Genomic DNA, 14,494 nt, shown 5'->3' on the forward strand with positions numbered 1-14,494 from the left:
ACAAGTCGATGGGCAACGAGGGCCCGGAAGCAAAGAGGCCGCCCTTGAGGGCGGCCTGATTGTTCGTGCTGACGGTCTAGCTGGCTTTCTTCATGGAACCTTTGGCGTTTGCCGAGGATTCTCCGAGCGCGGTCAGCTTCTGGTCGGTGGCGATCTCTTCCTGGAGATTGGCGTCGAGCAGCGGGATGGCATCCTTCAAGCCGAGCTGTTTCGCCCAGGCCTTGAGGGTGCCGTAGCGCGCGATCTCGTAATGCTCGACCGCCTGCGCGGAGGAGATCAGACCAGCATCGAGGGCAGCCGTGCCCTTGTATTCTTCCATGATCTCCTCGCCTTCCGCGATAATGCCCTGGATCGCTTCGCAGGTCTTGCCGCGCGCCGATTTGCCGAGCAGTTCGAATACCTGTTCAAGGCGCTCGATCTGGCCCTGTGTCTCGTCGCGATGCTGCAGGAAGCCGGCCTTGCCTTCTTCCGACTGAGCCGCACGCGCCATCTTCGGCAGGGCCTTGAGGATCTGCTTTTCAGCGAAGTAGATGTCCTTGAGGGTATCAAGGAAAAGGTCGTTCAAAGTTTTTTCCGTGGCCATGAGAGTATCCGTTCTAGTTTGAGAGACGAGGTTTGAACCATGGAACTGAAGCGATGTTCCTCAGGCTGAAAATAAAATCGACCGCGCCGCTGGCGACCAACCCGCAGAAGGCGAGAAGCCGCCCAACGGGCGGCTTCTACGGTAATCAACGTTCAACGATCACCGCTGCTTCGTCATCGTCGCGCTGGCGTCCGCCGAGGGCGGCGGCGGCAGAGGCGATGAAGGCACCGACCAGCAAAGACAGCGCACCAAGCATGGCAGCCGTGGCCGCGGACTTGCGTGCATCGTCGGCCGCCTTGAGGGCAGCGTTCTTTGCATCCTCGATCTGGGTCAGGACCTGATCGACGCGTGCGCGGGCTTCTTCCGGCGAAATGCCGGCGCGCGAAGCGACGATGGACGAGATATAGGCCCGGTCGGCCTCCGGCACGCCGTCATTGACGGCGCCACGCATCAGAATGCGCGAGATCTCGGCTGCCGCCGACGCGTCGTCCGTCTGGGCGCGGCTGGCGACGTCCTGCGGACGCAGCAGGATATCCGTGAAATAGCCCGTCGCCGCGTCAGGCGTGGCAGCGTCGCTGTTTGCCGCGGCTGCCGTGCCCGCGACCGTCGCGGTCGCAGCGGCGGATGATGCCGCCTGGACACCTGCGCCGGCGAGCCCGGTGAAAGCCGAGCCAGCCATGCCGACGACGACAACCGTTGCGAGCGCCCAGCTCAGAAAGCCGTGGGCCGTGTCACGGAAGAACACCTCGTCCGTGTGAACATTGGCCCACTTGGTCCGCAGGCGTCCCGTGAGATAGCCGCCGAGTGCGGAAGAGAGCCACTGGACGACGACGAACCAGATCGCCGCCGTGACGCCCACCGTGGCGAGGGAGGCGCTGTCACCTGACCATGGAGACACCATCGTCAGGCCCACGCCGGAGCCGAGGAGAAGCAGAATGATCGTGGCGGCGGCGGCTGCGACCGCGCCCCCGATCACCGGCCCCCATGCGAGGGCCGGCCGGCCGGATTCGACACCGACGTCGGAAACATCCGAACTGTAAAGCGCCATGTCCGCCTCCTATCGCAGAAACAGGACAAGCAGAATGACGAGCGGCAGGGGAATACCCAGAAGCCAGAGAAGAATACCACGACCCATTTTAGAGACCTCCTGTGAAGCGCGGGCGACGGCCCGCAGCATGGTGGCCAAACTCATTGAATCGTTCGATGTTCCATGAGGCGTGATCGCTAAATGCGAAGCGACGTCACGCCCGTTCGAGGGTGGGCGTCCAGCGTCAGGTCCCCGCGTGTTCAGGCGCGCCGTGGACCAGTTGCGCGTCGGGTAGCTGGACGAGGCTGAGATAGCGCTCGAACTGGCCCAGGACATCGGCGATGATCTGGTCTCGTTCCATGCCCATGACGTCGTAGCCACGGCTGCCGCTGGAAAAATAGGTGCGTGCTTCGAAGCGCATTTCCGGTTTGCCGGCGGCCATCGGCGACAGGACGGCAAGCGGATGGCTGGCGACGGCGACGCCGTAAACGAAGTCGCGCACGCCTTCGGATTGGCACCGCAGGGCGATGGCGCCGTTTTCGCCCTCTTCGACATGAGTCGGGCGCCCACGAGCCGAGAGCTCCTTGGCAACCTGTTCCAGTGCCGCACGGACCTGGGTCGTGATGAAGGCCCTGACCTCGCCTTCGCGCGGCGCACGCAGCATGTGCCCCAGGCGTCGCTGCCAGGAGACCCCTGCAGCCGGATAGGCGGGCATGCCGCCGCCCGCGGATCGGCCTGCCCATTGTTGTGCCATGTCGGCGCGCATGCCCGCCAGGAGAGACCACAGCAGCGCCAGCATGACGATCACGAAGGGCAACGCGCTCGCGATCGTGACCGATTGAAGGGCCGACAACCCTCCCGCAAGCAGCAGCACGGCGGCGACGATGCCGGAAAAGGCGCACCAGAACACGCGCTGCAGCGTCGTCGTTTCGGTTTCCCCGCCGGCCGCGATGGCATCGACGACAAGCGATCCCGAATCCGCCGATGTGACGAAGAAGATTGCCACCAGGAGAATGGCGAGTGTCGAGGTCACGGCCGTGAAGGGCAGGTAGGTGAAGAACTCGAAGAGCCCGACCGAAAGATCGTTGACGATCGCCTGTCCAAGCGCGCCGGCGGCGACGCCATTGTCGATGGAAATGGCGGTGTTGCCGAACACCGTCATCCAGATGAAGGTGAAGCCGGCCGGTATGAAGAGCACGGCCGTGATGAAGCCGCGGACGGTCCGCCCGCGCGAAATGCGGGCGATGAACATGCCCACGAAGGGCGACCAGGAGATCCACCAGGCCCAGTAGAAGAGCGTCCAGGCGTCGATCCACGGCGTCGGGTTGTAGGCGTATATGTTGAAAGTTCGAAGCACGAGGCCATCGAGATACAGGCCGAGATTCTGGACGAAGTCGCGCAGCAGTTCGGTCGTCGGACCCACTACGAGAACGAACATCATCAGGAGGATCGCCACCAGCAGGTTGAGCTCCGAGAGGATACGGACGCCCTTGTCGAGCCCGGTCAGGACCGACACCGTGGCGAGGCCGGTGACAAAGGTGATGATGAGCAGTTGCACGGCAGGCGCGATGGGCACGCCCAGCACGAAGTTGAGGCCGGAATTGATCTGCGTCACGCCGGCACCCATGGACGTGGCGAGACCGAAGATGGTCCCGACAATGGCGAAGATATCCACCGCATGGCCGATCGGGCCGTTGATGCGTTCTTTCAGCAGTGGATAGAGGCCGGATCGAATGGTGAGCGGCAGGTTATAGCGATAGCCGAAATAGGCGAGGGACAAGCCGACCACCGCGTAGACCGCCCATGCATGAATGCCCCAATGCAGGAAGGTGACGGACATGGCCTCACGAACAGCGGCGATCGAACGCGGTTCGGCGGTCGGCGGCGCGAGATAGTGGGTCATCGGCTCGCCCACGCCGTAGAACATCAGACCGATGCCCATGCCGGCAGCGAACAGCATGGCGATCCACGACAGGAAGCTGAAATCCGGCGTCGAATCGTCGGGGCCGAGCTTCAGGTCGCCATACCGGCTGAAACACAAGAGCAGCATGGAGGCGAGAATGACCCCGACGGCAAGAAGGTACAGCCAGCCGAAGCCTGACAGGATCTGTGCCTGAAGGCTTCTGAATATGTCCTCAGCCTGCGATGGAAACACAATGCCGACAGCCAGGAACAGTCCGATGATCGCGAGCGATCCGAAGAAGACGGGCGGGTTGATGACGAACGGCTTGAACATGATGCTGGCATCCACTGCTGACGGCCCGCACGCCTGACGACGTGATCGGACCTGTATTCCGGGACAGCAGATATAGAGCAAAAATCAAAAGGTCGACCAAGAGCGGCACGTTTGAGAGCCGAGCCTGCCTCCACACCGCGGGCTTGCCTGAGAGCCGTTCGATCGGGCGAGTTCACTTGCGGAAATAGGCCGGCTCGTTGGATTTTGGATCTGGATCACAGGTGCCGCCGCCCAGCCATGAACTGTCGTAGCAGCGCCGCAGCGCGTGGTAATCCAGCCGTTCGAGCCGGGCTTCCGCGATATCGCGCCACCAGCGCATGTCGAGCGTCGGCCACTGGTTCTGCGGGATCGTGCAGACCTGCACGCTCGTGTCACCGACGCAATGGAACGTGAAATCGGAGCCGCCGTAGCGAAGGATTGCCGCCAGGGAGCGGGCGCCGCGTTCGTCCGCCGGTGGCAACGCGTCCTTGCCTTCCACTTTCCCCCAACGGGCATTTGTCCGTGCCGCGTCGCTTTCCCCGGCATGTTCGGCGCGGGGCAGCACGCGGATGACCTGTCCGCCGGACGAGTAGGCATCCTTGAAGCCGACGGTCATCTGCGGGCCGCGGTCTTCCATATCGGTGCCGATGACGGAGAGCGCCTGCGTGCCGAGCTTCTGATCATCTGCGGCCCCTTCCGGGCTCAGGAACCGGAAGACGTACTTGCCGTCCTTGGGATATTTCAGCTGCACCTCGGCATAGCGCGATGTGACCGTAACCCGGCCGGCGGCTTTGCCATCCTGCACGGGCAGCTCCTCCGGCGGCACAGGGATCGGATAAATGGTCACTACGCCGCCGTGTTCGAACAATGCGCCACCGACCTCGATCGTGAGATCGGCGTCCGATGCCCCGGCGCTGCCCGCCATGAGCATGACCGTGAGCGCAATGGCTCTCCGCGGCGCGTGGTTGAACATGCCTGACCTCCTGTATAACGACGGCATCTGAGCTCATCCGCCGTTCCGATGATTGCATCGCCGTGGTGCACCTTTGCCTACAACAACGGTTTCGACATCGCCATAATTCGCGAGGCTTGCTCATCGCTGCGTGATAGGTCCGCGCTGTTCAATGTCGCGCAGAAAATACCTTGCAGTGCACACAGTGTTCGCGCTGCGGCAAGTCGCTGAATTCACGAATTGTTCATGCGTTTAGCGACGGCTTCTGCCCAATTATCGCGCGATTTCGCTTCTCACGCTTCGCATTCGCGGAATGCAATCTGCTTGACACTGTCCACGCGTCGTGAAAATTTTCGCCTGAAAATTATTTCAAGAAAAGCAAAAATTATCAGACCAGGGTGGAGGCATGGCAGCGGGCGGTGGCGGATCCCTTCGGGATGACGAGGCGAGCATGGCGGCGCGCGCGGCGTGGCTGCACTATGCGGGCGGCCTGACGCAGTCGGAAGTCGCCAAACGGCTCGGCCTCACATCGCTGAAGGCGCACCGGTTGATCACGAAGGCCAACCAGGATGGGCTGGTCAAAGTCTATATCGATGGCGAAGTGTCGGAATGCGTGGAGCTGGAGCAGGCGCTGATCGAACGCTATCGCCTGGACTATTGCGAAGTCGTTCCCGATTTCGATCAGGACGCTTTGCCGCTGAAGGCGCTCGGCATTGCAGGCGCACAGTTTCTCAAGCGCGAGATCGAGCGCGGCGGCGATATGCTGATCGGCATGGGACACGGCAGGACACTGGCTGCCTGTGTCGAATACCTGCCCCGCACCACGACGGGCGGCGTGCGCTTCGTCTCGCTGTTGGGCGGCCTTACCCGCAAGTTCTCGGCCAACCCGCATGACGTCATCCATCGGCTGGCCGAGCGCACGGGCGCGGAGGCCTATGTGATGCCGGTGCCGTTCTTCGCCAACTCGGTTGAGGATCGCGACATCCTGTTCAGCCAGCGTGGCGTGCGTGATGTCTTCGATCTGGCCACAAGCGCCGACCTTCTGATGGTCGGTGTCGGTACCGTCGAGCGCGAGGCCTCGCTGGTGGCGACCGGCATGATCGAGAAAGGGGAACTCGAGGAGATCAAGCGCGCGGGAGGCGTCGGCGAGATCCTCGGTCATTTCTTCGATGCCAAGGGCAGAACCGTCGAGACGGCGCTGTCCGACCGCACCTTCACGCTCGGGCGCGACCAACTTCGAGACCGGCGGATGGTGGCGGTTTCTGGTGGCAGGATCAAGTTGCCGGCGATGAAGGCGGTTCTGGCGAGCGGGCTGCTCAGCGGCCTCATCACCGACGAGGCGACCGCGTCCGCGCTGGTGGGACACGCCAGGTGAGGGCGTTCTGAAAACAGGTCCGGGGCAGGGCGCTGGTCCGCCCCGGTGGGAGGAATACCGGTCTGGGTAGCCGGTGACATGCTTGTCCAAGCAAGAAGTACCCGCAACGGAGGAGAACAAGAATGTATGATAAAGAGAAAGATCTTATCGGCGCATTCATGCGCGGACAGATGGGCCGCCGCGACCTTTTGAAGGGCATCGCGGCCGCCGGCATGACCACGGCGGCTGCCGGCACGCTCTACAACATGATGGCAACCCGGGCCCTCGCGGCCGATTTCGATTGGAAGGCGCATTCCGGCAAGTCGCTGAAGCTGCTGCTCAACAAACACCCCTATGCCGACGCGATGATCGCCAATCTCAAGGCGTTCAAGGACCTGACCGGCATCGAGGTCACCTACGACGTCTTCCCCGAAGATGTGTATTTCGACAAGGTGACGGCGGCGCTGTCTTCGGGGTCATCGGAATACGACGCGTTCATGACCGGCGCCTACATGACCTGGACCTATGGCCCGGCGGGGTGGATCACCGACCTCAAGGAATGGATCAACGACCCGACGAAGACCAATCCAAACTACAACTGGGGCGACTTCGTCGAGGGCGTGAAGAATTCCTGCGCCTGGAATGGCCAGCCCGGCGGCGCGCTGGGATCGGAAGACGCCAAGCAGTGGTGCATTCCGTGGGCCTTCGAGCAGAACAACATCACGTATAACCGCGCGATGTTCGACAAGGCCGGCGTGCAGATTCCGAAGAACCTTGACGACATGATCGCGGTTGCCGCCAAGCTGCAGAAGGACGTGCCCGGCATCTACGGCATCGGTCTTCGCGGATCCCGTTCCTGGGCGACGATCCATCCGGGCTTCCTGTCCGGCTATGCGAACTTCAACGAGAAGGACCTCAACGTCGATGCCGACGGCAAGCTTTCGGCTGCCATGAACACGGCCGGCTCCAAGGCCTATCACGAGAAGTTCGTGCAGCTCATCCAGGAGAGCGGCCCGAAGGACTGGTCGACCTATACATGGTATCAGGTCGGCACGGATCTCGGCGCCGGCGCATCCGCCATGATCTACGACGCCGATTGCCTCGGATACTTCATGAACGGCGGCGACAACAAGATGGCCGGTGAACTCGGCTATGCCGCCTTCGTCGCCAATCCCGAAGCCACCCAGTCCACGCCGAACATCTGGATCTGGTCGCTCGCCATGTCCAACTTCTCGAAGGACAAGGACGCCACCTGGTACTTCCTGCAATGGGCGTCGGGTCCGGAACATGCGCTCTTCGGTGCGGTGGAGATGGACTTCGTCGATCCGGTTCGCAACTCGATCTGGAAGGACGAGGCGTTCCGCGAGAAGCTGAACAAGAAGTATCCGGGCTATGTGGAAATGTTCGACGCTTCGGCCGCGGGCGCCTCGATCAAGTTCACCCCACAGCCGCTGTTCTTCGACGTGACGACGGAATGGGCCGCCACGCTGCAGCGCATGGTCGCCAAGCAGGTTCCGGTGGACGAGGGTCTCGATCAGCTGGCCGAAAGCATCAACCGGCAGCTCAAGGAAGCCGGCCTCGGCTGAGACCGCACATCGCTCGCAGGGGCCCGGCAACATGCCGGGCTCCATTACCAGAACATGAGAACCGGTCGGCGCAGGATGGACGCGGGGCTTGGCCCCGGCGAACCGTGACGCCGCGCCGGACCATCGAACGAGACCTGTCATGGCTTCCCCGGCAACACCCGAATCCAGGCGCTCCGGCTTCCGGATCAGCAAGAAGGCGCTGCCCTATGTGCTCAGCCTTCCCGCATTGCTCGTCTGCATCGGTATCCTCATCCCGTTCTTCACGGCTGTCGTCTATTCGTTCCAGCGCTACCGGCTGTCGCAGCCCTGGGCGCGCCAGTTCAACTGGGGTGAGAACTATCTCAATTTCTTTAGCGATCCCGCATTCTGGAACACGCTCAAGGTCTCGTTGCTCTATGCCGGCTTCACGGTGGTGCTCGAATTGCTGCTCGGCCTCGGTATCGCGCTTCTTCTGCAGCGCCGGTCGACCGTCAACAACTTCATCTCGATCATGCTTCTCCTGCCGCTGATGATTGCGCCGGCCCTGGCCGCGCTGATGTGGAAGCTGATGACCAATCCGGGTTTCGGCGTCCTGAGCTATCTCGCAAGCCTCGTCGGACTGCATGATTTCCGCTGGGCGTCCTCGCCATCCACGGCATTGCTGACGGTCGTGCTCGTCGACATCTGGGTCTATACGCCCTTCATCATGATCCTGCTGCTTGCCGGGCTGCGCTCGCTGCCGACCCAGCCCTTCGAGGCTGCCGCGCTCGACGGCGTGCCGCGGCTCTTCGTCTTCTTCCGCATAACCCTGCCGATGCTGACACCCTATATCCTGACGGCGACGTTGTTCCGCCTGCTCGACAGCATCCAGCAGTTCGACATCATCTATGCGATGACGCAGGGCGGACCGGGCAATACGCTGACGGTGTTCCAGGTCGAGGCGTATCTGAACTTCTTCCAGTCGACGAATGTCGGGCGATCGGCCGCGCTGCTCATCATCCTGTGGGCCATCACCTACATCCTGTCCAACATCTTCATCAAGAACTGGCTGCGCCTGCGCGAACGCGCGCGCGGTGAGGCATGAGGACCTGACCATGGAAACGACGTCCACACTCGAAAAGACGCTGCGCCTCCTCGCGCTCACGCTCGTCGTCATCTTCTTCATGTTCCCGATCGTCTGGATCTTCCTCATGTCGTTCCAGACGAACGAGACGATCCTGCGCATTCCCCCGCAGGTCATCTTCGAGCCGACGCTGTCGAACTATACGGCGCTGATAACCGGCAAGCTGACATCGGCCGCCGGTACGCTCGACATCGCCTTCATGAAGAACCTCGGCAACTCCGTCTTCCTGTCGGTGACCTCGGTCGCCCTGGCGCTGGTGCTCGGCGTTCCCGCTGCCTACGCTTTTGCCCGGCACAAGTTCAAGGGTTCGGAAGACATCGCCTTCACGCTCCTGTCATTTCGCTTTGCCCCGCCGCTCCTCGTTTTGCTGCCGCTGACGCAGTATTTCCAGTGGCTCGGCCTCGCGAACACCTATATCGGCCTCATATGGGTCTACCAGCTGATCTGCCTGCCGCTGATCCTATGGATCGTGCGCGGCTATTTCGAGGACATCTCGGCCGATGTGGAATACGCCTATCGCATCGCCGGTCATTCCTGGTTTGCGACATTCCGCCGGATCGCGCTGCCGCTAGCCGGCCCCGGCATTGCGGCCGCAGGCCTGCTGGCCTTCATCTTCGCCTGGAACAACTTCGTCTTCGCGCTGGTGCTGGCGTCTGCCGACAAGCAGCCGGTGACGGTGGGCGCGCTCGCTTTCGTCACCTCCTCGGGCATCCAGTACGGACAGATCGCCGCCGCGATCGTGCTGTCCGTCACGCCGACGCTCGCACTCGCACTCTATGCCCAGCGCTACCTCGTCGAAGGCCTGTCGCTCGGTGCGGTGAAGGGGTGAGACCATGACCACGCTTCAACTCGAAAACATCGTCAAGCGCTACAAGAACCACACCGTGCTCGACAACCTGTCGCTCGACGTGAAGGACGGCGAGACGCTCGTGCTGTTCGGCCCGTCGGGTGCCGGCAAGACGGTCCTCCTGCGGCTCGTCGCCGGCGTCATCGACCCCGAAGAGGGCCGCATCCTCATCGGCGGCGAGGACATGACCGATGTCGATGCCGAGCATCGCGGCATCGGCATGGCCTTCCAGAATTTCGCGCTCTTCCCGCATATGGACGCCTTCGAAAATATTGCGACGCCGCTCGAGGCGAAACGCTCCTCTGCGGATGCCATCAAGGCCGGTGTGCACCGAGTGGCAAAGCTCCTCAAGATCGACCATGTGCTGACGCACCGGCCGAAGGCGCTTTCGAACGGCCAGAAGCAGCGCACGGCGCTTGCGCGAGCACTTGCTGGCTCGCCACCGCTTCTGCTGCTCGACGATCCACTCAGGAACGTCGACGCAAAGCTGCGCTTCGAAATGCGGCTGGAGCTGCCGCGTGTTCTGGCCGCGCAGGGGGCGACGGTCGTCTATGTCACCCAGGATTACAAGGAGGCGATGGCGCTCGGCGACCGCATCGCCGTGATGTCGGACGGCCGCATCCGCCAGATCGGCACGCCGGAGGACATCTACAACGCACCGGCGGATATCGATATCGCCCGCCTCTTTGGCGATCCGACCATCAATCTGCTGGACGTTACGCCCAATGCAGAGGTGGACGGCGTGTCGGTGCTGCTTTCCGACGTGCGGATCGTATTGCCCGGCATTCCCGCGAACACCGCCGGTAAGTCCTGCGTGATCGGACTTCGTCCCGAAGCGCTGCGTTTCGTGCCGGCAGGAACGCCGGGCGCCATTCCCGTTAGCGTCGAAGCGGAAACGCCGCTTAACGAGAAGACCGTGACGCTCGCCCTGACGGTGCGCGGCCGGGAAATCCTGGTGTCGCGGCCGGCGGGAACGCCCGGACCGGCGTCCGGGTCTGCACATATCGCGGTGGATTGTGCGAGTGCATTCCTCTTCGACAAGGAGACGGGCGCACTGATCGCCCGGCACGGCAGCCATACGGGGACGCAAGGAGAAGCGGCATGAGCGGCGCAGGACTTCAGATCAAGGGCGTCGACAAGTTCTATGGGCCGGTCGATTACGGCGTGCACGCCGTGAAGAAGCTTTCGATGACTATCGAAAAAGGCGAGATCGTCGCGCTGCTCGGCTCGTCCGGCTGCGGAAAAACCTCGACGCTGCGCATGATCGCCGGTTTCGAGGCGGTTTCGCGCGGTCAGATCTCGCTCGCGGGCCGCGAGGTCCATACCTTCGCGCCCGTCAAGCGCAATGTCGCGATGGCCTTCGAGGGATACTCGCTCTATCCGCCGCTGACGGTGCGTGAGAACATCGCCTTTGCGCTCAAGGCCTCCAGGCTGCCGCAGAACGTGGTCGACGAAAAGGTTGCCTATATCGCAAAGCTTCTGGAGATCGAGGATATCCTCGGCCGGTACCCGAGCTCGATCTCCGGCGGCCAGCAGCAGCGTGCGTCGCTCGGCCGCGCGCTGATCCGCGATGCCGACCTGCACCTGCTCGACGAGCCGATGGGGCAGCTCGAGCCGCAGCTGCGTGCCGTCCTGCGCGGCCGTATCAAGCACTACATCAAGGAAAAGGGGCTGACCGCCATCCTCGTGACCCACGACCAGACCGAGGCGAATGCGCTCGCAGACCGGATCGCCGTCATGGAGGGTGGGGTGCTCCAGCAGTTCGATACGCCGCAGATGATCAAGGAGCGGCCGGCGAACCTCTTCACCGGCACCTTCGTCGGTGAGCCGCCGATGAACGTGTTCGATGCTACCGTGACGGTCAGTGCCGACACCGCGGTCTTCGGCCTCAACGAGGGTGTGCGGCTCGAATATGCGGTATCCGATTTCTCGCCGGCCGTTCTTGCCGAGCTGCGGAACCGAAAGAAGGTGTCTCTCGGTATCAGGCCCTATGCAGTGCGACGTGCGGAAGGCGGTGTGCCTGCGAAGGTATCCGTCAGCCAGTGGCTCGGCGACCAGACGCATATCGCTGCGGATTTCGCAGGCGGCACGATGGTGCTCGTCGAGCACGACCGTGTGCGCCTCGGCCTGGGCGACACGATCGCGTTGAAGCTTGATCCGCACAGCCTGCACGTCTTCGACGGCGAGACCGGCGTCGCCGTCAGCCACGGTCCGGAGCTCGCCTGACATGCGCGATATCTTGATCGGCATCGATGCGGGAACGTCCGTCATCAAGTCGGTCGCCTTCGATCTGAAGGGCCGGCAGATCGCGGCGGCGGCGGTCCCCAACAGCTATGAGACCGTAGGACGGACGGGTGCGGTCCAGGACATGGCGCGGACCTGGGCGGACACCGCCCGCACGCTTTCCGAGCTCTCCGGGAAGATCGAGAATTTCGGCGCGCGTGTCGTGGCGATCGCCGTCACCGGGCAGGGCGACGGGACCTGGCTCATCGACAAGGCCGGCGATCCCGTTGGCAAGGGGTGGCTCTGGCTCGATGCGCGGGCGGGAGACACCGTCCTGCGGCTTCGCGGCGAGGGCGGGGATGCCGAACGTTTCAGCCGTACTGGTTCCGGGCTAGCCGCCTGCCAGCAGGGATCGCAGCTCCGCTGGATGCTGGACGCCGCTCCTGAAATGCTTGAAGGGGCGGCGACCGGCTTCCATTGCAAGGACTGGCTCTATTTCAAGCTGACGGGAATACGCGCGACGGATCCCTCGGAAGCCTGCTTCACCTTTGGAGACTTCCGTACGCGGGCCTATTCCGAGACCGTGATCGACGTTCTTGGCCTGCGCGGGCAAAAATACCTTCTGCCTGACATCGTCGACGGTGCGGTCACGCATCATGGCCTGTCTGAAAGCGCGGCGGCGTTGACCGGCCTCGTCGCCGGCACGCCCGTCGTGCTGGGCTATGTCGACGTGGTCTGCACGTCGCTTGGCGCCGGCCTTTACGATCCCGGAAGCGATACGGGATGCTCGATCATCGGCTCGACCGGCATGCATATGCGGCTTGCGACGAGCCCCGACGACGTGCGGCTCAATGACGATCTGACCGGCTACACGATGTGCATGCCGATCCCCGGCGTCTATGCGCAGATGCAATCCAACATGGCCGCGACCCTCAATATCGACTGGATATTGTCGGTGGCGGGCGGATTGCTCAAAAGCATGGGGGTCGAGAAGACGAAGGCGGAACTTCTGGCGCAGATGGAGGTGTGGCTCGCCGAGGCGAACGATCGTCCGCCGATCTTTCATCCCTACATATCGGAAGCCGGGGAGAGAGGGCCGTTCGTCGATGCATCGGCGCGGGCATCCTTTATCGGGCTTACTGTGTCGAGCGGTTTCCCGGACATGGTGCGCGCCGTGTTCGACGGTCTGGCGCTTGCCGCGCGCGACTGCTATCTCGCCATGGGACCGTTGCCGCAACGCGTGCGGCTGACCGGCGGTGCCGCACGCAGCGCCTCGCTCCGGCGCATCCTCGGCGGTGCGCTGGGCGCCAGCATCCAGACCAGCGAGCGGGAGGAGGCGGGCGCGGCGGGTGCCGCGATGATCGCCGCAGTCTCCCTTGGCCTTTACGGATCGATGGCGGAATGCATTCAGGAATGGGTGACGCCCTGCCAGCGGCCGGCCGAACCCGCCGACGAAAAGCTCTCCCGGCATTTCGATGCCGTATTCCCCGCCTATCGCCAGTCGCGGGAGGTGCTTCGGCCCGTCTGGGAGACGATGACCAAACAACAGGACAAGGTTCAATGACGAAGAAGATAGCCATCGCGGGCGACCGTTTCATGCTTCCGCAGGTCTTTCAGGAGAAGCTCGTGGAATCCTGCGGTGACGGCCACGACATCCGGCTGCTTGAGCTGCCCTGGCCGGACGTGCCGATGGAGCACGGTTATGAAGTCGCGGGCATGGACGGGCTCAAGGAGTATCTCGGCTCGGCCGACGAGATCGTGGACTTCATCGGCGACGCGGAAATCTTCATCACGCAGCTGGCGCCGCTTTCGCGTGCGATGTTCGAGCGCATGCCGGGCCTGAAGTTCGTGGCCGTCTCCCGTGGCGGTCCTGTGAACATCGACATGAAGGCGGCGCGTGCGGCCGGTGTTACCGTGGTCAATACACCCGGTCGCAACTCCAGCGCGGTGGCCGAATTCACCATCGGTGCGATCCTCGCCGAGACGCGGCTCATCCGCAGCGGGCACGAATCGCTGCGAAAGGGGGAATGGCGCGGCGAACTCTACCGTGCAGATATGACCGGGCGCGAACTCTCCGAGATGACCGTGGGCGTGGTTGGTTATGGCAATATCGGCACGAAGGTCGTGCGGCTGCTGCGGGCCTTCGGAACGAAGGTCCTGGTTTGCGATCCCTATGTCCAGCTTTCCGCCGACGATCGGAACGCCGGCGTCGAGCATGTCTCGCTGGACACGTTGCTGTCCCGCTCGGACGTCGTCACGCTGCATCCTCGTGTTTCGGAGGAGACACGCAACCTGATGAACGCTGACGCCTTTGCAAAAATGAAACCCGGCGCTTTGTTCGTGAACACGGCGCGCGGGCCGCTTTGCGATTATGACGCGCTCTATGATGCCCTGACGAGCGGCCATCTGGGCAGTGCCATGCTGGAGACCTTCGCGGTCGAGCCGGTACCGGCCGATTGGCCGCTATTGCAGTTGCCCAATGTCACGCTCACGCCGCATATTGCTGGCGCGTCCGTGCGCACCGTGACATATGCTGCCGAGATGGCGGCCGACGAGGTGCGCCGCTATATCGCCGGCCAGCCGCCGGTCAATCCCTGCTGAGGCC

12 protein-coding genes are annotated in these 14,494 nt (G+C 63.0%); 8 read left to right on the forward strand and 4 right to left on the reverse strand.

Annotated features, from left to right (window positions below; all coding sequences use genetic code 11):
- Positions 1-76 precede the first annotated feature (76 nt).
- From B5M41_RS02380 to B5M41_RS02395, 4 genes are all read right to left on the reverse strand, one after another.
- A complete protein-coding gene (locus tag B5M41_RS02380) occupies positions 77-583 on the reverse strand; it encodes a YciE/YciF ferroxidase family protein (protein ID WP_134646621.1) in 507 nt (168 codons plus the stop codon).
- A gap of 145 nt (positions 584-728) precedes the next feature.
- On the reverse strand, positions 729-1,631 hold the full coding sequence (locus tag B5M41_RS02385) for a hypothetical protein (RefSeq protein ID WP_134646623.1): 903 nt from the start codon (positions 1,629-1,631) through the stop codon (positions 729-731).
- Between the two features lie 223 nt (positions 1,632-1,854).
- Complete coding sequence (locus B5M41_RS02390; RefSeq protein WP_134646625.1) at positions 1,855-3,846, reverse strand: BCCT family transporter; 1,992 nt, start codon at positions 3,844-3,846, stop codon at positions 1,855-1,857.
- Positions 3,847-4,018: 172 nt separating this feature from the next.
- Entirely contained in the window at positions 4,019-4,798 is a 780-nt protein-coding gene (locus B5M41_RS02395; protein ID WP_134646627.1) for a hypothetical protein, read from the reverse strand.
- A gap of 385 nt (positions 4,799-5,183) precedes the next feature.
- Between B5M41_RS02395 and B5M41_RS02400 the strand changes: the two genes are divergently transcribed.
- The 8 genes from B5M41_RS02400 (at position 5,184) to B5M41_RS02435 (ending at position 14,490) form a co-directional block, all read left to right on the forward strand.
- A complete protein-coding gene (locus tag B5M41_RS02400; RefSeq protein ID WP_134646629.1) occupies positions 5,184-6,152 on the forward strand; it encodes a sugar-binding transcriptional regulator in 969 nt (322 codons plus the stop codon).
- Between the two features lie 122 nt (positions 6,153-6,274).
- The gene (locus tag B5M41_RS02405; protein WP_134646631.1) at positions 6,275-7,717 is read left to right on the forward strand and encodes an extracellular solute-binding protein; all 1,443 of its coding nucleotides are present in this window, start codon (positions 6,275-6,277) and stop codon (positions 7,715-7,717) included.
- A 139-nt stretch (positions 7,718-7,856) separates the two neighbouring features.
- The gene (locus tag B5M41_RS02410) at positions 7,857-8,780 is read left to right on the forward strand and encodes a carbohydrate ABC transporter permease (RefSeq protein WP_134646633.1); all 924 of its coding nucleotides are present in this window, start codon (positions 7,857-7,859) and stop codon (positions 8,778-8,780) included.
- Positions 8,781-8,790: 10 nt separating this feature from the next.
- Positions 8,791-9,648, forward strand: a complete 858-nt coding sequence (locus tag B5M41_RS02415) for a carbohydrate ABC transporter permease (protein ID WP_134646635.1) — start codon at positions 8,791-8,793, stop codon at positions 9,646-9,648.
- 4 nt (positions 9,649-9,652) lie between these two features.
- Positions 9,653-10,771, forward strand: a complete 1,119-nt coding sequence (locus tag B5M41_RS02420; protein WP_134646637.1) for an ABC transporter ATP-binding protein — start codon at positions 9,653-9,655, stop codon at positions 10,769-10,771.
- Entirely contained in the window at positions 10,768-11,892 is a 1,125-nt protein-coding gene (locus B5M41_RS02425; protein WP_134646639.1) for an ABC transporter ATP-binding protein, read from the forward strand. The genes B5M41_RS02420 and B5M41_RS02425 overlap by 4 nt, the downstream gene beginning before the upstream one ends.
- Position 11,893: 1 nt before the next feature.
- Positions 11,894-13,453, forward strand: coding sequence for an FGGY-family carbohydrate kinase (locus B5M41_RS02430; protein WP_134646641.1), 1,560 nt, complete (start codon positions 11,894-11,896; stop codon positions 13,451-13,453).
- A complete protein-coding gene (locus tag B5M41_RS02435; RefSeq protein ID WP_134646643.1) occupies positions 13,450-14,490 on the forward strand; it encodes a 2-hydroxyacid dehydrogenase in 1,041 nt (346 codons plus the stop codon). Before B5M41_RS02430 ends, B5M41_RS02435 begins: the two co-directional genes overlap by 4 nt.
- Positions 14,491-14,494: the final 4 nt, after the last annotated feature.

Source organism: Shinella sumterensis (genome assembly GCF_004514425.2).
Lineage (GTDB): Bacteria > Pseudomonadota > Alphaproteobacteria > Rhizobiales > Rhizobiaceae > Shinella > Shinella sumterensis.

Bases quoted from the DNA above. Each gene is read 5' to 3' on its own strand.
- B5M41_RS02380 (WP_134646621.1), bottom strand. From the start codon at position 583: ATGGCCACGGAAAAAACTTTGAACGACCTTTTCCTTGATACCCTCAAG.
- B5M41_RS02385 (WP_134646623.1), bottom strand. From the start codon at position 1,631: ATGGCGCTTTACAGTTCGGATGTTTCCGACGTCGGTGTCGAATCCGGC.
- B5M41_RS02390 (WP_134646625.1), bottom strand. From the start codon at position 3,846: ATGTTCAAGCCGTTCGTCATCAACCCGCCCGTCTTCTTCGGATCGCTC.
- B5M41_RS02395 (WP_134646627.1), bottom strand. From the start codon at position 4,798: ATGTTCAACCACGCGCCGCGGAGAGCCATTGCGCTCACGGTCATGCTC.
- B5M41_RS02400 (WP_134646629.1), top strand. From the start codon at position 5,184: ATGGCAGCGGGCGGTGGCGGATCCCTTCGGGATGACGAGGCGAGCATG.
- B5M41_RS02405 (WP_134646631.1), top strand. From the start codon at position 6,275: ATGTATGATAAAGAGAAAGATCTTATCGGCGCATTCATGCGCGGACAG.
- B5M41_RS02410 (WP_134646633.1), top strand. From the start codon at position 7,857: ATGGCTTCCCCGGCAACACCCGAATCCAGGCGCTCCGGCTTCCGGATC.
- B5M41_RS02415 (WP_134646635.1), top strand. From the start codon at position 8,791: ATGGAAACGACGTCCACACTCGAAAAGACGCTGCGCCTCCTCGCGCTC.
- B5M41_RS02420 (WP_134646637.1), top strand. From the start codon at position 9,653: ATGACCACGCTTCAACTCGAAAACATCGTCAAGCGCTACAAGAACCAC.
- B5M41_RS02425 (WP_134646639.1), top strand. From the start codon at position 10,768: ATGAGCGGCGCAGGACTTCAGATCAAGGGCGTCGACAAGTTCTATGGG.
- B5M41_RS02430 (WP_134646641.1), top strand. From the start codon at position 11,894: ATGCGCGATATCTTGATCGGCATCGATGCGGGAACGTCCGTCATCAAG.
- B5M41_RS02435 (WP_134646643.1), top strand. From the start codon at position 13,450: ATGACGAAGAAGATAGCCATCGCGGGCGACCGTTTCATGCTTCCGCAG.